The organism is Sphaerotilus sp. FB-3 (genome assembly GCF_023706025.1).
Lineage (GTDB): Bacteria > Pseudomonadota > Gammaproteobacteria > Burkholderiales > Burkholderiaceae_C > Sphaerotilus > Sphaerotilus sulfidivorans.
Genome location: NZ_BQWE01000018.1, coordinates 1 through 17,325 on the forward strand (window position 1 = coordinate 1; position 17,325 = coordinate 17,325).

Sequence of the window (17,325 nt, forward strand, 5' to 3'; positions counted from 1 at the left end):
CACGCCGACTTCGCCGTCTCGTCCAGCGAGGCTGTCGCAATCACCGCCTGCAGCCTGGCTGCCGCCGTCCACACCCGGCGCGCAGGCTCGCCGCCACCGCTCGCCGATTCCAGCGCCTGGGCCCGCCACCGCTCCAGCGTCGCGGCGCTCACGCCCACCTCCGCGGACACCCGCTCCACCGGTGCACTCTCCGGCGGCAGCAGTCTTGCCACCACCCGGTCCTTGTATTCCTTGCCGTATCGCGCCACGTCTTCTCCTCGTCTTCGCCCCCTCTTCGGGTTCTATCGACGCGGCAACTATTCTGACGTGGGGGGGTCCTGCAGCACCGGCGCGATAGCGCTCAGGTCATGGCAGACCACGCAGCGCCGCGTCTCGATGCGTCCGTGGCCCTTGTCGGTCTCGCTGTGCTCGTGCCAGGTGCGCCCGTCGGCCCGGGCCGGGGCCTGCTCCAGCAGGCCCTGTACCGCCTGGGCCAGCGTGGGCTGGTTGTTCTTGACCCCGATGATGTAGCCGGCCCCCTCGTCGACCAGCTGCTGCACGATCGCCTTCTGGCAGCCCATCGCGTCCATCGTCACCGTGGCGCCGCGCAGGTCCAGCCCGGCCAGCAGCTCTGGGATCGCGGTGATCTCGTTGCTCCTGGCCTGCGTCCGGATCTGCCCCAGCGTCACGCCCTTGCCGCAGTGCCAGGCCGTCACCAGGTGCGCCGCCCCATCAGCCGTGCGCGAGCCGCGCAGCGTCTTGCCGTCGATGGCGATGTGCTCCTGCGCCAGACTCGGGCAGATCTGGGCCATCCAGCTGCGAAAGCAGGCCTCGAAGCGCACCGAGTCCAGCATCGCGAACACCCGGCTGAACGTGTCGTGCGAGGCGATGCCCTGCTCGAAGGGCAGGAAGCGCCGCAGCCACTCCAGCTTGAACTCGCCCCACTCGCTCACATCGACCCAGTCCTCGGCGCCGGCCGCCACCGCGCCGTCAGCAGCAGTTCCTGCAGCGGGTACTGGAAGCGCCCGGTCTGCCGGCGCGGATCGTCCAGGTCTTCAAAGCGCTGCATCAGCTTGTCGCCTGGGGTGGTCGTCGGGTGGTCTGGCATCGTGTCTTGGGGGGGGGGGGCGAGGTCGGGCCGGATTGTTACCACTCAACCGGGGACTTGGCTAATGCAATCGCCCTGACCCTAGCGCCTGCTCGATGCCGTCGACGAAGCGCAGGACCATGTTGTCGAGCGTGTAGCGTTGGCTGTCACGCAGGCTGGCCGCGCGCATCGTGGCCAAGCGATCCGGTGCTGTCAGGATATCCAACACGGCCTCGGCGTACTGGCGGGGATCATCGCCCTGAGCAATTACCCCGTTGACGCCGTCCCGCAGGTAGGCGATTTCGGGAGAATGGCGTGCCGTGCTGGTGGTGGCCATGATCAGACCGGCGCAGAAGGCGTCCACGATGTGCAGGCCGACCAGTCCCGGGTTGAACATCACTTGTGCCAGCCGGAACAGCCTTGCCTTGTCGCGGCCCTTGCGGATGCCGCGCATGTGCAGCCAGGGGCGTGTGCGTGCGGCGTCGCGCATCTCTGCGGCGGACGGTCCGTCGCCAATGACCAGCAAATGGAATTCCGGCAGGGTGTCGCGGATGCGGTCTGCCGCCTTCACCATCAGATCTAGCTTCTTCTCGGGATACAGCGAGCCGCAGAAAAGACCCACCGGTGCACACGCAGGAATGCCCAGGTCGAGGCGCTCCGCCTCGATTTCCTCGGGCGTGCAGTTCTCGAGGTCGGTCGTGAATCCGGCGGTGTCGATGGCATTCTCGAGCGACGTGATACGGGCCAATGGAAATCCTGCTTCCTCGATGACCCGAACCGACAGGTCGGTATAGGTGAACCACCAGTCGACCTGCCGCAGGAGGAAGGCTTTCCAGCGCTCTCGGATTCCCGCTGGCGCTTCGCTCTGGAAATTGCGTCCGTGGCCCCAGTAGGCGAGGGGTCTCGGATTCCAAAGTCGCGATAGCAGGAGCGCGTAGTTCGAGACGATCCGGTTCTCCTGGATCATGACCACGATATCGGCATCCCGGTGCTGCTCGGGAAAAGGTTGCCAGAGCAGATCGCGCGCGCCTACCGCCAAGTAGCGGTTGTGCACGCGCGTGGCCCAGGGCAGGCTGCCCTCGTCGCGTTTGATGGCTTCGCGGGGGGAGGCTTGGCCGTGCACGAGCTCGAGATCGATGCTCCGTTGCGCGCAGGCCGCTCTGAGTTGCTCGAACAGGCGTAGGCGGTAGTGCAGCAGACGGTGCTGCAGGATGACGACTTTGCGGCGAGGTTGAGTCATGGGCGTCCGGGCGGGAGCACGGGTTCGATGATCGAGTGGTCGATGCCCCGTTCTGAAAAGGAAAATCGTCCGTGCGTGAGCGAGTGTTCATGCGCGGCACGGTCTGCCGGATCGGGGAAGCGCGTGCCGATGGGGCGTGCCGGGATACCTGCGGCAATGGTGTAGGGCGGCAGATCGGAGGTGACCACGCTGCCGGCTGCCACAATGCAGCCCCTGCCGATCGTCGTGCCGGTCAGAACGATGGCGCCATAGCCGAGCCACACATCGGCCCCGATGACGGCCTTCTCGTCGATGTAGGGGCTGGGTTCACGGCGACTGCCCACCCACGGTGAAAAGCGCACGGGGTAGCCGACGCGGGTGAAGTCGTGATCGTGTCGGCCGACGATGGCCACCGCGTTGGCAAGTAGACAGAAGTCTCCAATCTCGGCATTGGCCTCGATGTTGACGTTCTTGCCGATGTAGACGTGATGGCCGATGACCAGGCGGCGTGGCGCCCAGAGTCTCGTGGATGTTCCGACATGGAGATCGCGGCCCGCCTGGAGATGAGCCCGGCAGTGCAGCAGCAGCCAAGTGGTGCGCAGTCGCCGTAGGCTCGCAAGGATCCGGCTCAGCATGTGGGCGTCCTTGCGGCCGTGTCGCGCAGGCATTCCTCCAGCATCTTCAGAGCTCCGGCGGGCCGACTCTCCCAGGTCATGGCCTTGGCCTGGGACAGCGCCGCACGGCTCATGCGCAAGCGCAGCTCGTCGTCTGACTCCAGTCTGCCGATGGCCCTCGCCAGCTGCTCGATCAGATCGGCACGGCTGGCCTGTGCTGCCTCGACGATCTGGGCGCATTGAGGTGTCACCAGCGTGGCGGGGCCTCCGAGATCCAGGCAGATGACGGGCAGGCCGAAGGACAGGGCTTCCAGAACGACATTGCCTCCCGAGTCGTGCAGGCTGGGGAACAGGAAGCCGTGCATGCCGGCATACAGCTCGAAGAGTTCCGGCTGTGGCATGCGAGGGATCCAGGTGACGTGTCCTGCCAGTTGCGGATACCGGTTCTGGCGACGCTTCAGCCAGGTCTCCATCGGCCCGCTGCCCACGATCGTCAGGTGGACGTCGTGTCCGCGCGATGTCGCCAATGCCAGCGCATCGAGCGCGAAATGAATTCCCTTCAGAGACAGCAGTCGGCCTGCAAAGAGCAGTTGCAACGGTGCACCCCGGCTGCGCGCTGTGGTGGTCGCAGCCGTCTCCGGGTTGCGCAGATCGATGCCGATCTCCTGGTAGAGCCGGGTACGTTTCTGACAGGGGCCCGGCAGGAGCCGCCGCGTGTGGTCTGTGCGTGCCAGGATCAGGGTCGCTCGCGACAGTGCGAGACGGAGAACCGGATTGAGGCGGGCCGTCTGGTTCAGCAGAACGCGCGCCAACGCGCGGATCTTCTCAGACGGGGTGTAGTCGGCCTTGAGCCGCCAGGGGGCGTCCTCTCCGCCGCCCACGGGACCGAAGACAAACGGAATGCCCAGCCAGCCCATGAAGGAGGGATGTCTGAAGACCCCGTAGGTCAGGTGGATGACCAGGTCGAAACGGTGCTGCTGGTGCAGGCGTCGGGCGCAGGGCAGCACCATGTATTGCCACAGCGTGTAGATGAACTGGGCGGTGCGGGAGTTCAGTTGCAGCCCACGGATGGGAGCTGGGCGGAAATACACGATCTCGAGTCGTTCGACCGGGTGACGGGCAAGGTGTGCCTCGATGAGCTGTCGACGGCTCTCGTCCGTCAGGGCGACCACGTCGTGGCCGGCCCGTGCCAGCTCTTCCGCCCATCGCCAGCCGGCACCTGTCTCGCTGCCCGAGTGGGGCGCGCAGGCGAATACCGAAAGCAGGATCTTCATGGTGGTCTGATCAGTTCGCCCGGGGTTCGAGTCTGAAAACGGTTTGCAGGACGGCCCGCGATCCGTTCTGCCGGATGTAGAGTGCGGGGCGAGGTTTCTGCCTGGGACCAGGGGCCATGCCCTTGAATACGGTGAATTCTCCCGCCAGGGCCAGCGTTGCTAGGACGCGCTGGCCGTCGCAGTCGAGCGTGAAGTCGATCCGATCGGTCGCCTGCCCGGCATGGACACCGCTCCAGTACTGGAAACCGTTCACGGCAGGGAAAAGGTCTGCGGAGGGGGCCTTCGTGCCCTGCAGGTCGGCGATCCTGCAATCGAAATGCCACGTGCCGCCGACGGTCGCGGCGGGTCCCTTCGCATCGGCGCGAGGTTCGATCACCAGCGTGTCTTCCAGTTTTTCGGCGTCCAGCCTCAGTGTGCGCGTTACGGAAACCCGAGCGTTGTACTGGGGTTGCCGAGCAACGAGGCGTGGCGGCGTCTCGCTGAATTCCACCAGCTGCCCTGGATGCCAGCCGATTTGTCCCGTTTCGTCGGCCAGCGCGACGTTATGTGCTGCCGCCTGGGTGTAGTACTGCTTGTGCCATTCGGAGCCATATAGAACGGTTCCGGGATCGCGGCTCACCGGAGCACTGCCTGCCTGGAGTTCGATGTTGAGTGCTTCCTTCTGTGCGTGCTGTGGAGCGGTCTGCCCCCAATGCATGAAGATCTGCCAGAAGGGGTTGCGTAGTTGTCCCATTGCCGCGCCGCCAAAGACTCGACTGATGACGTCTGGCATTTGTGACAGGCTTCCTGACAAGGGCGCCGGATCGACCAGATCGGGCCAAGCGGGAGCGGATGAGATTGTCTTGCTGAGATCGGCATAAGGCAGGGTGAATAGGCGTCGTGTCAGCCTCAGCATCTCGAGGTCCGGCACGAACAGCCGCTCCGTCGAGTCTCCCGGCGTTGGCAGCGACCGATCCTCGAAGCGCATCTGCATTGGCGTGACGATCATGTCCTTGACGGATTGAGCGATCTTTGCTGCTGCTGCGTGCGATGCTCCGGAGCGCATCAAGGCCTCGAGGCCAGGCAACAGGGCGCGGACAGCGTAGCGGTTGTAGCTCAACGACCCTTCGTGCCAGAGTGCTTCGGACGTCAGGCCCCTCTGCATCAAGTCAAGCAGGTTATCCGTGGCCTTCAGGACCATGGCAGGCTCTTCCAGAGCCGTCCCGGTCACGATCAGTGCAGACAGCTGCCACAGGGTGATGTTGCTGAGACCGTTCAGACTGCGAATCAGGTTGGCTGCTGCCGGAAGGAAGAGTCCGTCCCGCCAGCGACGGCGTGTGGCTGGGTCGACTTCGGGACCGAGCAGCCGAGCGGTCTCGGCGAGCCGGATCAGCAAAACGGCCTCGTCCAAGCTTTGCCCCATTAGTCTGGAGATGCCTTGGCGCCTCTGTTCTGGCCAGAGTAAGTAGCTGGAAGCGTAGAAGTCCAGCTGGCTGCCTGCCCAGCGTGCATAGAGCGATTTACCGGTCAGACGGTACAGATGGGCGGCATCCAGCATCCGATCGACGTGCTGATTGCGAAACACATGATTCCATCCTTCGGTCAGCCGGCGTGCGTGTACCGTGGCATCGTCTGCCGGCCGGTTGTCCGGTGTCCAGGGCAGCATGTTGCCGCTTGCATCCACATAGTCGTGCAGCCAGCCGGAAATCCATTCCACATGGTCCTGTCGGCGGATCATCCAGTCGTCCACCTTGATCCGTCGTTCATCCACCCAGCGGGACCAGATCCGCTCCCTGTCGACCCGGTGTCGCGCCTGTTCCCAGTCCTCCACAGGCACGCGTGCCACGATCGGTTCCGCAGGGCCGCACAGGCCGCCTGCTGGTGCTGCCATCAGGAGGCACAGCATGAACAGTCTGCAGGCCTGCATCTGGCCTTCGGGAGTCCGGTGCATGCGAGACGTGCGTGTCCTGAGATCAGGAACGCCGGGCATGGTAGAGCTCGATCAGGCTGTCGGCGATGTGTTCCCAGCTGTAGCGGCCGGTAGCGGCGTCCCGGGATGCCTTCTGCAGATGCTGCCGCAGTGCCGGATCGTTCTCGAGGCGACTCAGTGCCGCGGCGAATGTCTCCGGAGATGTGCAGTCGCACAGCAGGGCATCCTCTCCATTTCGGGTGTATTCGCGAAATCCCGCCAAGTCTGCTGCCATGATGGCCGTGCCACAGGTCATGGCCAGCATCAGCGCACCGCTCTGATAGATGTGGCGGTAGGGGAACAGGGAAAAGTCGGTCGCCGTGATCATCGCGATCAGGTCGGAGTCCTCCAGATGCCCGCACCGGAATGAGAACCGCTCGCCCACCCCGTTATCCCGGGCCTGCTGCGCATAGCTGTCAAAGAGGGCCGGGGAGCCGCCTCCAGCCACGATGAAATGCAACCGGGAGTCCGTGGGTAGGTGCCTGGCGGCTGAGATCAGGAGATCGACACCCTTGTATTCACGAAGTTGACCGAACACCAGACCGGTGACCGTGCTCGAAGATGGGCGTGCCGATGTGGTGGCGTTCTCGTCGATCTTCGCACCGCTGCGTTCAAGCAGGGCCTGATAGTTGCCGTGATGGATCACGGAAATCTTGTCTGGGGATAGGCCCGAGAATTCCTGGATTCGAGCTTTGGCGTAGTCGCTCAGCACATGGACATGAGACACCCGTCGATACCAGCGACGGTAAAGGAGGCGGTGCCAGGTGCGTGACTCGTGCGGCAGGGCGTTGTGTGCCGTGTAGACCAGATGGTCCATCCAGTGGCTCAGCAGCCAGTAGATCAGCATGTCCACTAGATGGAAGCGGAAGAATTGGACGTGAACGATGTCGTGGCGGTGACGAAGCACTTCGCGAATCAGCGTCACGTAGGCCGCCAAGCTGTGGCGTAGCTTGGTCAGCTTGCCCATGGGAGCGCCGAAGGCGGGAAAGATCGGGAGCAGACGAGTAACCCGATCGGGAGCGATCGAGGTGTTGGTCACGGTCACCACGGTGAGATCGCACCGACGAGCCAGCGCCGTGCACAGTTCCAGGCCGTAATCGTTGGCCCCGCTCATCATGTCGACCATCAGCACCCTGTCCTGGCCTGTGCTCATGAGGTGATCCTTGTAGGCGTAGCCGGTCTGCCGGCCTGTTTCAGCAGCGCCTTCAACCGATGCCGGCGCACGTGGTGGCGGAGCTGGTGGACAGACCGCTCAAGGATCGAGGCACCCGAGGCTGACAGATGTTGCTGCCTGACGGCATGATCCTCGTCGAAGGAACCCAGCCTGTTCTTTTCCGTCGTGCTGTCGGCATGGCGCCGAAAGACAGAGAAAGCTTCTCTCGTGGCATGGGGCGGTGCGATCCGCCCGAGTCTCAGCCACATGTCGTAGTCCATCGCGAAGCGAAGCTTCTCCGAAAAACCACCTGCGCGGAGATACAGATCTCTCGAAACGAAAGTCGATGCGTGAGGAACGAAGTTGGATTTCAGAAGATTCTTGTAGCTGTACGCAGGTGGAACATAGCTCTCCGGATAGAGGCCTCCCTCACGTTCGTTCAGGATCCGCCCGATCAGCCATGAACAGCCCGTGGTTTTGAACAGATGAGCTGCACGCTCAAGCGCTCTGCTGTGGAGGAGGTAGTCATCGGAGTGCAGATGCATGATCACGTCGCCGTGTGCCGCCTGCGTTCCGACATTCATGGCGCGCGCGATGCCACCGCGCACGTTCTCGAGGATCGTCTTGGGCCGATCGACGCTCCGCAAGTATTCAAGGGTTCCATCGTCGGAGCCGCCGTCGACAAAGATAAACTCGATGTCGGAGTGAGTCTGGCCCAGTACCGATTCAACGGACTGGTGGATGAAGGACCTGCTGTTCCAGGTGCATGTCACGATGCTGAACTTCATGATTTCCTGTCCGACGAAGAGCGTTATTCCTGAGCGTCCCGATCATCACGATGATGAGAGAGAGTGCGACGAGGTCTGTCGCCTGTGCCCATACAGGTGAACTCATTCCATTCGTCAACCAAGCGATCATGAAACAGATGGCCCCACTTCGCAAAGGTCTTATGTCATGACTTTTCGTGTTCTGCAATCGCCATGCTTCGGACAGGATTTTCCAGGAGAGTGCGAGAACGAAGATCAGGCCGAATATGCCGAACTTGACCATCATCCACAGGTATGAGTTGTGAATGAATGTTGCTTCGTTCACGAAGCCTCGTTCTGCCTGTGGCGTGAACTTTTTGTATTCGCCGCCATGCCCAAGTCCGAGAATGGGATGGCTCTTGATGGACTCGATGCCTTTGGCGTTTTCATCAAGTCGTGCGCCCACTGAAGTGCCGCGTCCACCTTCGCCCGTGATGCTTTGGAGTCGGCCTGCGATTGCATCGAATGGACGAGGTGCCCAGGGATACACAGTGACAGAAATGGCTGCACAGGTCGCTGTCAGGATGATGAGACTGCGGCTGGCACGAAAAAAATTTCTATACTCGATGATCGGGAAAATGATGAAGGCGATGGCTAGGCCTGCCCACATGCCGCGAGAGTAGGTGGCGATCGCTCCGAACAGATAGATGGGAATCATCATTGCAAAGAGTGCCCTGTGCCGTGCGCCGGGCAATGATGCGGTGCTCAATGAATAGAAGAGCATGAAGATGACCAGATAGTCTCCTCCCATGGCGGAGCCCCGTGCGACGTCTTCGAATCCTGACCCCGCCCCACCTTCCATGAATCCTTTGAAGCCGGCGAAAACTTTCCATCCTGTGCCCAGCTGTATAATCAGGAAAAATGCGGAAAGCGTTCCTGCGCCGATAATGATTCGGGGTAAAAATGAAGGCTTCTTACCGGCGATGAAGGAAAAAATAATAAGGGCCAGATAGCCGATATATCTTTTGGCGTCGGAAGCCGCGAAATGATTCTTCGATATCAGGGCGCCATGAATAAGTGCAATGGACCACAGCACCATGAAGAAGATCAGTGGCTTCTTCATGTAGCGCAGGGCATCTAGGAATGGTGTCTTGCCGGCGCGAATGTGTTCGTTCGCTGACTTGAGTAGCGCCACGACTGTCCCGAGGATCAGGGTGATTTCCGTGAAACGAGAGAAATCCAGGGCGGCGAACGGGACCAGCCCGAAAGCGAGTACGGGAGTTGCAATCGCGATCAGAATCGGCCAGCGCCAAGAAGCGGTGAGTGCCAGTGGCAGGACGATGAGTCCGGCCGAAAGAATCGCGGGAAGAACGGCGGACGCCAGTCCGATGAAGATGGCGATGAGGCCGACCAGCGTGGCCAGACCCACGTTCCTGTAGACGGCGAGGGCGCTTTCAGACCGCAGATGGTCGATGGCGGCGCAGGCGATGACAGGAAGCTTCATGAAATCGGCAAGACTTCGTTTAGTTATTTGGATGGCCGCGCTCTTGTGCTGATCCGGATGGCAATGTGACGCAAGTGCCCCTCGGGCCCGATCAGTGTGAGGACACTGCATACCAGCATCGTGACCAGAATGGCGACCAAGATAAGGCCAGCGAGCAGAGCAGCTCCTGTCATGTCACGACTTTCCAGGGATTGTCGTGCCTGGATGACCAGACCCTGAGCGAGGCCTGATGCGGATACCCCGCATCCTATAAAGAGAGCGACACGTTTTGGCGATACGCCCAACCATTGGGCGATGCTGTAACTGATCAGAATGAGTCGAGCCCACAGGCCTGCGCACGCGGCCCATGCCGTTGCCACGACGTCGTGACTGAGGGCGGCCGTACCAGCAACCACGACCATCATGAGACTGGCGGATAGGAGCTGCAATCGACTTTCCTTGTCGATCTGTCCGTTGGACCATAGCAGTGGCGTGAGCAACCCAGTGACGCCATAGGCGGCAATTCCGGTGGCCAGTGGGGTGATCAGTGCTCCGGAATCTGTCCACTGAGGCCCGTAGATGCCTTGAAGGAGTGCGTCATCAAAGCCACCGATGCAGACAAAGAGCGGCATCATCAGGAAGCACCCAGCCTCTAGAAGAGTCAGATAAGTCTTCGTCACGACCGCGGGGTCTTCGGAACTCCTCGCTGTGGCCGAGAAAATGACGGACTGAAGGGTCGAAAGGATTTGAGTGATTAGTGTCGACAGCAGGTTGCTTGCAGCATTGTAGATGCCCAGTTGGGCAATCGGAAAACCGTGGGCAATGACGAGCTTGTCACCATTCCCGTTACCCCAGTTGGCGATGTTGCTGAGCGTCGCATGCTTGCCGAAACGAAGTATGGTGGTCCTGTCGGGGTGGTTAAAAAGAAATTGCACATCGGGTTTTGCTATGGCCCAGACCGTCAGGAGCCCGACACTGCTTTGGACAAGCCATGCAGCAACCAAGGACCAAATTCCGCATCCCGCAACCGCCAATGGAACGCCGATTGCCAGATACCCCGTACTGAATCCAGCCAGCTGGCAGAACTGCAGGTGCTTGTAATCGAGGGCGCGTCTCAACAGGTTGTTGGGCGTTGAAGCCGCAGCGTTGAGAACACACGCCAAGCCCATGATCTGGACGACCAGAATGGCCTGAGGGTCACTGTCGAGATAGTGACCCAATAGCCCCGCACCGATCCAGATCAGCAGACTCATGAAGAGGCCAATCAGCGCTTGTAGACTGAAAATGAAGTTTATTGTCTGTGCGTCTAGGTTCTTGCGCTGGACTATCGCGCTGCCGATGCCGGCTTCTGCAATATAGCTGGATAAGCTGATGGTCAAGGCGCCGATGGCAAACTGACCGTAATCATCGGGGCCCAGGATGCGGGCAATGACGATCTGGGCCCCGAACTGGATGAGCAACTTTCCGATAGTCCCTGCGTACCCCCATGCTGCTGCCTGAAGAGCGCTGCTCACTGTTCGGATCGGCCGGCCATGCGGGTCGCCGCTTCGGGAGACATTGCCGCAGTGAACGCGCGGATGAACTGGTCTTGTCGGACGAAGGCCCTGACGGGATCCGGATCGATGCTTGAAATGCGAACCAGCATGCCATCTGCGATGTATCCCTTCATCGCATATCTGATTTCCTCGATTTTCTTGGCGTTTCCTTGGGTGACGACCTTGTCCCCCAGTGTGATCCAGTAGGTTACGGGTTCCTGCCGAGCCAGTCCCATCTGGGTATCGAGGCGCCTGACATTGATGCTGCCCTGGGGCGTGTCCACGGAGTCGTTGCGGATGGTCTTGATCTGGAAGCCTTGGGCGGGATAGCAGATCTCGGGTTTGTGAACCTGCATGGATTCCTGCTGTTCTTTGCCGTACGCAATCGACAGCATGATCCTGTAGCCATTCTTGTCCTGATAGATCTGCGTGATAGTTTCAGCGTAGATCTGCTGTGAGAGTTCCTGTGCTTGAGGATTGACGATACCTGTACTGACTTCTATGCGATGCCAGCCATCGATTGATATCGGAATGAGGTGGGCAATGTGCTCGGTTTTCCGTGTATCAGCCAATCTCAACTCTGGAACGAGGCGGGAGGCACCAACCGAGGAAGCCGCCATCAGTGACGCCATGATCAATGTACGAACGGGGTTGACTTTCATGATGGACCTCATGCGTTTGATGATGCGGATGGATGTTCATACTTGCGGTTGCCGATCTGTCGAAGTACGCCATCTAGTGCAATGGTCAGCGACAAGGCAGCAAGGAAGAGGACCATGCCCGAAAAACCATGCAGGAATCCTTGGCCGGCTTCGTCACCAAAATGGTAGGTGATGAGCGTGAGCGTCATCACGCGGATCACGTTGGCAATGAAACTGATCGGAACGATCAGTATGGCCAGAATGATGTTTCTGAACGCAGACTCATGCTTCACGAGATTCAGGTAGAGCAGTCCGAGCGCTTCCAGAGTGAAAAGAGTATTGAGGCCGGCGCAGGCATCTGCAACCAGCAGTTGATATTGACCGATCTGCAGGATGACGCCATTTCTGCTGATTGGATAACCCATTTGGTGCAGAACACTCTCTGTCACGTAGGATACGGCCATCTTCATCGGTTGCGTTAGGGCATCCACCACTGTGCCTGGAAGCGGAATGATGAACAGCATGAAGAACAGTGGAAATGCTGCGGCACGGAGGCCTCCATGGCCGTGGAGAATGAGGATGAGTGAGGCAAGAATGACGATGAGCGAACCGACCTCAAAGAGGTAGATGTCCTGTGATCTGCCAGCGACGTAGGCGAGAAGGCTGATGATGAACAGGGTGTAGCCAGTGATCTGACTTCCATCCACGCTTGAACTAGAGATGGCTGGATATTTCTTCCACAGTAGCCAGCAGGCTATCGCAAAGACGACCGGGCCGTGCCCCTGTTTGTCTGATGACCAGATAGTCTGAAAAAGGTGATGAAAAGTGGGAATGTACATCGATAGCAAACCTGCTGCCAATATCAGCAAATGGGTTTGCCGCAAGCTGGTTGGCAGGTTGCTGGAGATTTTCATATTTCAAAAGTCGTTCATGATGATCCCCGCCATTTTGACGGGAGCTTCGCTCAATTGTGCAGTCATTTCATGTAGATTTTTCATCTTTGTCTTGTTCTTGCGTGTAATCGTGACGGCAGCTCCGCTGCGGACTGCTGTTACGACGGCATCGCTTCCTAGGCTGCCTGCAGGTGTGTCTACGATGACATTGTCAAATTTCTTGAGCAATTCGCCCATGAGTAGTCGGAATGCTGGACGTTCCAGCAGTTCGAGCGGGTTGGGTGGCACGATCCCCACAGGCATAACAAAGAGAGTTGGTATGTCGGTCACCTGATAGATGACGTTGTCTTCTTGTCGGCCGCTCAGAATGCCTGTTAGTCCCGATTTTTCAGGGATTCGGAACAGTTCATGAAGTCGGGGGCTGCGCAGGTTGGCATCCATGAGCAATGTACGTCCACCGATTTGAGCCAAGACAATTCCCAGGTTCGCGGCAAAGAAGGTTTTTCCGTCTCCAGGATCAGGGCTGGTGATGGCTAGTGCGCGGCGAGGTTCGTTTGGCGAAAAGATGCGCATCATCAGTTGGCTTCTGATGGCTCTGAATGCCTCCGCCTGCTTGCCGAAGGGGCGAGTCGCAGCCACGAGCTCCCGATGATCAAGCTGTGTGTTTTCGGGAGAGTAGGGATAATTGAACTGCTGACTCAGAGCATAAAGTATGTCCCGATCCGATACTATACCCAGCTTGACTGCTGCCTGACCGAAAAGGATGTTTTCGTTGCGCTGATATGCAAGTATTTCATCTATCTGATCCTGCGTCAGATGCTTGTATTCCTTAATGATCTGGCCTATCGTGCGATCCTGCTCTACCAAAACGGAATTATCTTCCGTGTTTGTGGGGATCCTGGAATCATGGAAAGATTTGGCTAGATTGGTTCGCTGCAGGGAATTCATTCAGGTGGACCTTTCGACCTGGCGATGATCAGCGTGCTTTCGATCGGGCAGTTGACCCATGATATTCGCCGGCAGAGACATGGTCGTTCCATTGTCTTTCCCGGAGAGTGAAAGAAGCGGTCTAGGAATGCTGCCGATCACGGGGAGATCCATTTTTTCCATGATGTCATCGACCGACCGAATGCGGCGATCCATCATTTCCCGTATAAGCGAAAAAGTTACACCAAGCGCGATGCCTCCGAGCAAGCTGATCAGTGTGTTGATCAGAATTTTCGGAGAAGACGGCTCAATCGGCTCGGAGGCTGGTGAGAGCACGGAAACGTTAGTCTGGTTGAGCTGACTTTCTAAGGCCGTCTGATTGAATTTCTGAGTCACCTGATCGTAGGCGCGTTGCGCAGCCTCTACCTCGCGTTGCAGGACCATCGCCTCGTCGCGCTTAGCTTTCATTTGCAGGACTTTTGTTCGTTGCTCTTCCAGAGCTGCGCGCAGTTCAGCTTCACGTTGCCGATTGATGTTATTATTGATGGCGACGCTGCCTGCAACGCGACGTGTTTCATTCTCTATACGGTTGCGAAGTTCCGCAATGTTGGCTGTGAGCTCCATCACTTGCGGATGGGCGCTGCCAAGGCGTGCGCTCAACTCCGAAAGTCGAGCCTCCTGCCGGTTTAAGTCGGTTTTAAGCGAGGCGATTAGACCGTTGTTCAGAATGTCAATCAGTTGATCTTGGTTTTGCCGAGCTTGGTTGGCCCTGCTACTGGAGTCGCTAAGCAGGGCCTGCATGCTTACAAGCTGGCTATTGAGCTCATTCAGACGCTGAGTCTCAATGTCGAAGCGCTCGTCGTAGTTCGTGAGACGTGTCTCTTTCTGATATGAAGAGAGTTTTTCTTGGGCTCGCTCGATGGATTCTCGGAGTTCTTTGCTTCTGGCTTCAAAAAACTCGCTGTACTGACGTGCAGGTTTCGAGCGGAGACTGACATTGACATCTATATAGGCCTCGGCGAACGTCGTTACAATCAGTCGTGAAAAACGCGGATCGGGGCTGGAATAGCTGATTGTGATGACGTTGCTGTCGCGCGAAGGCTTCACGCTCAGACGCTTTTGGAGAAGATCGGCCATCCATGTTTCGAAGCTGCCTTTGCCTTCGGATGCCTCTATCCATTGAGCTTGCATCTGTTCACTTTCCGCAAGACGGAGCTTCTTGACGACGGCAGTCGCCACCCGGTCGCTGGTCAGGATGTCAACTTGGGTGGCCATGTAGGCAGGGGACATCATGGCAGCGGAGGGCACGCCAACGATAGGATCGATTCCTCGTACGTCAAGAACGACGGTCGCGCTCGATGTGTAGCTTTTCGGTAGCATCAGACTCACTCCGATCGTGACCAAGACTGTCAGCAGCATCACTAGCACGGCTGAAAGCCAGCGCGCTTTGAGGATGGAGAGAAATTGTGATGGCTTCATTGTGTTGCTGAGTGCGTGCGATCGGAGCTACATAACTTGCGGGTGGGTAGGTGACCGAGATGCTTTTGCGGTTACCCACCGATTGCAGCGTACCGTTTTTCTAGGGGCCGAAACGAATCAGAACAGGCTCTCGCGCAGATAGATCACGTCGCCGTTCTGCAGCAGGTCGTTCATGCCCGGCTGCAGGATCTGGACCTTGCCGTCGGCGCCGCGGCGGTGCAGGCGCAGGCCCTTCTCGGTGCCGCGCTGGGTCAGGCCGCCGCCGGAGGCCAGACCCTGCAGCACCGTCATGTCGCGCTCCAGGCGCATCGCGCCGGGGCGCTGCACTTCGCCGTAGATGTAGACCATCGGCATGCGCTCGACATACACCGTGTCGCCGTTGGCGATGACCGGGTCGTTGACGCCGCCGGACTGCGCGAACAGCAGCGGCACGTCGATGACAACGCGCAGCGGCTTGCGGTCGCGCATGCCGCTCAGCACCACCTGGTCGCTGCCGCCCTGGGCGATGCCGCCGGCGGTGGCCAGCAGCTCGCTCAGGCGCATGCCGTTCTGCTCGATCGGGTAGCGGCCCGGACGGTTGACCATGCCCAGCACCGAAGCCTGGTTGCCGCGCACCTGCGTCACCAGGATGCTGACCTGCGGCTGGCGGACGAAGTTGCCGTTCTTCAGTCCGTCGGCGATGACCTTCTCGGCCTGAGGCACCGACAGGCCGCCCAGACGGACCTGGCCGAGCAGCGGGTAGCTGATCGCGCCGCTCTCGGTGATGCGCGTCTCCAGGGTCAGATCCTGGTTCTGGTAGACGCTCACCCGCACCACGTCGCCGGGGCCGAGCACATAGTCGCGCTGGGCCTCGGAGAGCTGGGCATGGGCCAGCACCGGTGCCAGCAGCATCAGCACGGACAGGAACAGCCGCTGCAGCAGCTGCGCCAGGAGGTCGGTCGGGAGTCGGTGTGTCATCGGCATGTGGCGTGCGTCGAAGGGTTTACTTCAGCCCGAGGCCCTTCTGGAGCGTGGCGGCATCGAGCGCATCCGAGGCCGGCGCGGTCGGAGCCACCGTCGGGGTGACTTCCGCCGCGGCACTGGCGGCCTCGGCCGGTACCGGCGCCGCATTGGCGAAGGTACCGACATACTCGATCTTGGCAGATTCGCGCAGCTTCTTGATGCTGTCGCTGACCAGCTTGCGCTTGCGGTCGGTCAGCAGGAACTGCTCGATGGCCTTCTTGGCGGCTTCTTCGGTCACCGGGGCCGGCTTGGCGCCAGCGACGAAGACGGCGCTCAGCCCGGCCGGGCCGGCCTTGACCAGCCACTGGCCTTCGCCGATCTTGGCCAGCTCGGCCAGCGCGCCCATCGGGATGTTCTCGGGCGCCTGCGTCACTGCGCGTGCACCGAAGCGGATGCCGGCGTTCTTCAGCGCCGAGGCCAGTTCCTCGCCATTGCGCAGGCCCGGGATCTTCGACTGCAGCGCGGCCTTCTGCTCGGCATTGGCCTCGATGTTGAACTCCTGCAGCGCATAGATGCGGCGCTTGGAGAACAGCTCGGGCTTGCTGTCGTAGTAGGCCTTGACCTCCTCGGGCGTCGGTGCGGAGACGCTCTCGGCGATCTTGTCGGCATAGGCGCGGGCGATGATGTCGCGCTTGGCCGCCTCGATGGCGGAGACGACCCGCGGATCGCGGTCGAGCTTCTGCTCGGTGGCCTGCTGGATGGCCAGCTCCTGGTCGACCAGGCCGTCGAGCACCCGGCGGCTCACCGCCTGCACCTGCTCGGGCTTGAGGCCGGGCTGGCGCTGAAGCACCTGGTTGACCTGATGCACCGAGATTTCGCCGGAGTTCACCTTGGCGGCCACCTGGGTGGCCGGCTTCTTGTCGCCGTCACCCCCACCGCAGGCGGCCAGCAGCGCGGCGCAGGCGAGAACGGTCGGGACGAGGACAAGGCGGCTCAGACGGGTGGGGCGGGTGGACAGGGCCGATGTCATGACTTGCATACTCCTGGCGCGAGCGCTGTGTGCGGCGGGGTTCATGGCCGGCTGCGCTCGCAATGAAAGAGGTGATAAACGGAACAAACCGGCGGCAGTTTATCCGGCACCTGTCCGGGCGGCTTCCCCGGATTGCAGGGGCGGTTTTCATTCCGGGAAGCCACGTTAAGTCTGCACGAAGGCCTGTGCGGTGCGGGGTTCAGGTCGTGAGCCAGTGCGCAGAAGATGGGCTGTTCTTGACCGGTGCAGGCGCAAGGTTCGGCCGAACGTCAGCCTGAAACAGCAGAAGTCGCAAGGTCATTCCCGCCGAAGGCCGGTCTTCCTGAACTGCGCAATTGCATTGTTTCGTGTTCGGGTGTGGTGTCTGGCCGCTGT

The 17,325-nt window shown here is 60.2% G+C and carries 17 protein-coding genes; all 17 read right to left on the reverse strand.

Annotated elements, in window-relative coordinates; translation table 11 throughout:
- Positions 1–248 (reverse strand): transposase (locus NFT33_RS10690; RefSeq protein WP_251675214.1); only part of this gene is annotated, 248 nt, incomplete at its 3' end.
- A 48-nt stretch (positions 249–296) separates the two neighbouring features.
- Positions 297–962: an ISAs1 family transposase gene (locus NFT33_RS10695; protein ID WP_251675216.1), complete on the reverse strand. Its 666-nt coding sequence runs from the start codon at positions 960–962 to the stop codon at positions 297–299.
- Positions 929–1,087 (reverse strand): transposase family protein, encoded by a 159-nt coding sequence (locus tag NFT33_RS10700; RefSeq protein ID WP_251675217.1) that lies wholly within the window; start codon positions 1,085–1,087, stop codon positions 929–931. Before NFT33_RS10700 ends, NFT33_RS10695 begins: the two co-directional genes overlap by 34 nt.
- A 61-nt stretch (positions 1,088–1,148) precedes the next feature.
- Positions 1,149–2,306, reverse strand: coding sequence for a glycosyltransferase family 4 protein (locus tag NFT33_RS10705; RefSeq protein WP_251675218.1), 1,158 nt, complete (start codon positions 2,304–2,306; stop codon positions 1,149–1,151).
- Positions 2,303–2,920, reverse strand: coding sequence for an acyltransferase (locus NFT33_RS10710; RefSeq protein ID WP_251675219.1), 618 nt, complete (start codon positions 2,918–2,920; stop codon positions 2,303–2,305). The genes NFT33_RS10705 and NFT33_RS10710 overlap by 4 nt, the downstream gene beginning before the upstream one ends.
- Positions 2,914–4,173, reverse strand: coding sequence for a glycosyltransferase family 4 protein (locus NFT33_RS10715; protein WP_251675220.1), 1,260 nt, complete (start codon positions 4,171–4,173; stop codon positions 2,914–2,916). Before NFT33_RS10715 ends, NFT33_RS10710 begins: the two co-directional genes overlap by 7 nt.
- 10 nt (positions 4,174–4,183) lie before the next feature.
- Positions 4,184–6,058 carry a heparinase II/III domain-containing protein gene (locus NFT33_RS10720; protein WP_251675221.1) on the reverse strand — a complete coding sequence of 625 codons (1,875 nt, stop codon included), beginning with the start codon at positions 6,056–6,058 and terminating at the stop codon, positions 4,184–4,186.
- 67 nt (positions 6,059–6,125) lie between these two features.
- Positions 6,126–7,274 (reverse strand): glycosyltransferase family 4 protein, encoded by a 1,149-nt coding sequence (locus NFT33_RS10725; protein ID WP_251675222.1) that lies wholly within the window; start codon positions 7,272–7,274, stop codon positions 6,126–6,128.
- The gene (locus NFT33_RS10730; protein WP_251675223.1) at positions 7,271–8,062 is read right to left on the reverse strand and encodes a glycosyltransferase family 2 protein; all 792 of its coding nucleotides are present in this window, start codon (positions 8,060–8,062) and stop codon (positions 7,271–7,273) included. The genes NFT33_RS10725 and NFT33_RS10730 overlap by 4 nt, the downstream gene beginning before the upstream one ends.
- The gene (locus NFT33_RS10735) at positions 8,001–9,524 is read right to left on the reverse strand and encodes an O-antigen ligase family protein (RefSeq protein WP_251675224.1); all 1,524 of its coding nucleotides are present in this window, start codon (positions 9,522–9,524) and stop codon (positions 8,001–8,003) included. The genes NFT33_RS10730 and NFT33_RS10735 overlap by 62 nt, the downstream gene beginning before the upstream one ends.
- A 23-nt stretch (positions 9,525–9,547) precedes the next feature.
- A complete protein-coding gene (locus NFT33_RS10740; RefSeq protein ID WP_259373333.1) occupies positions 9,548–11,017 on the reverse strand; it encodes an oligosaccharide flippase family protein in 1,470 nt (489 codons plus the stop codon).
- Positions 11,014–11,700: an exosortase-associated protein EpsI, B-type gene (epsI, locus tag NFT33_RS10745; protein WP_251675226.1), complete on the reverse strand. Its 687-nt coding sequence runs from the start codon at positions 11,698–11,700 to the stop codon at positions 11,014–11,016. The genes NFT33_RS10740 and epsI overlap by 4 nt, the downstream gene beginning before the upstream one ends.
- 8 nt (positions 11,701–11,708) lie before the next feature.
- Entirely contained in the window at positions 11,709–12,593 is an 885-nt protein-coding gene (gene xrtB, locus NFT33_RS10750; RefSeq protein WP_251675227.1) for an exosortase B, read from the reverse strand.
- 3 nt (positions 12,594–12,596) lie between these two features.
- Complete coding sequence (locus tag NFT33_RS10755; protein ID WP_251675228.1) at positions 12,597–13,520, reverse strand: polysaccharide biosynthesis tyrosine autokinase; 924 nt, start codon at positions 13,518–13,520, stop codon at positions 12,597–12,599.
- Entirely contained in the window at positions 13,521–14,978 is a 1,458-nt protein-coding gene (gene epsF, locus NFT33_RS10760; RefSeq protein ID WP_251675229.1) for a chain length determinant protein EpsF, read from the reverse strand.
- A 117-nt stretch (positions 14,979–15,095) separates the two neighbouring features.
- A complete protein-coding gene (gene epsE / locus NFT33_RS10765) occupies positions 15,096–15,935 on the reverse strand; it encodes a polysaccharide export protein EpsE (RefSeq protein ID WP_251675230.1) in 840 nt (279 codons plus the stop codon).
- A gap of 25 nt (positions 15,936–15,960) precedes the next feature.
- A complete protein-coding gene (locus tag NFT33_RS10770; RefSeq protein WP_149504131.1) occupies positions 15,961–16,950 on the reverse strand; it encodes an EpsD family peptidyl-prolyl cis-trans isomerase in 990 nt (329 codons plus the stop codon).
- Positions 16,951–17,325: the final 375 nt, after the last annotated feature.

Bases quoted from the DNA above. Each gene is read 5' to 3' on its own strand.
- epsE (WP_251675230.1), bottom strand. From the start codon at position 15,935: ATGACACACCGACTCCCGACCGACCTCCTGGCGCAGCTGCTGCAGCGG.
- NFT33_RS10770 (WP_149504131.1), bottom strand. From the start codon at position 16,950: ATGACATCGGCCCTGTCCACCCGCCCCACCCGTCTGAGCCGCCTTGTC.
- NFT33_RS10725 (WP_251675222.1), bottom strand. From the start codon at position 7,274: ATGAGCACAGGCCAGGACAGGGTGCTGATGGTCGACATGATGAGCGGG.
- NFT33_RS10715 (WP_251675220.1), bottom strand. From the start codon at position 4,173: ATGAAGATCCTGCTTTCGGTATTCGCCTGCGCGCCCCACTCGGGCAGC.
- NFT33_RS10755 (WP_251675228.1), bottom strand. From the start codon at position 13,520: ATGAATTCCCTGCAGCGAACCAATCTAGCCAAATCTTTCCATGATTCC.
- NFT33_RS10705 (WP_251675218.1), bottom strand. From the start codon at position 2,306: ATGACTCAACCTCGCCGCAAAGTCGTCATCCTGCAGCACCGTCTGCTG.
- NFT33_RS10720 (WP_251675221.1), bottom strand. From the start codon at position 6,058: ATGCTGTGCCTCCTGATGGCAGCACCAGCAGGCGGCCTGTGCGGCCCT.
- epsI (WP_251675226.1), bottom strand. From the start codon at position 11,700: ATGAAAGTCAACCCCGTTCGTACATTGATCATGGCGTCACTGATGGCG.
- NFT33_RS10730 (WP_251675223.1), bottom strand. From the start codon at position 8,062: ATGAAGTTCAGCATCGTGACATGCACCTGGAACAGCAGGTCCTTCATC.
- xrtB (WP_251675227.1), bottom strand. From the start codon at position 12,593: ATGAAAATCTCCAGCAACCTGCCAACCAGCTTGCGGCAAACCCATTTG.
- epsF (WP_251675229.1), bottom strand. From the start codon at position 14,978: ATGAAGCCATCACAATTTCTCTCCATCCTCAAAGCGCGCTGGCTTTCA.
- NFT33_RS10735 (WP_251675224.1), bottom strand. From the start codon at position 9,524: ATGAAGCTTCCTGTCATCGCCTGCGCCGCCATCGACCATCTGCGGTCT.
- NFT33_RS10710 (WP_251675219.1), bottom strand. From the start codon at position 2,920: ATGCTGAGCCGGATCCTTGCGAGCCTACGGCGACTGCGCACCACTTGG.
- NFT33_RS10700 (WP_251675217.1), bottom strand. From the start codon at position 1,087: ATGCCAGACCACCCGACGACCACCCCAGGCGACAAGCTGATGCAGCGC.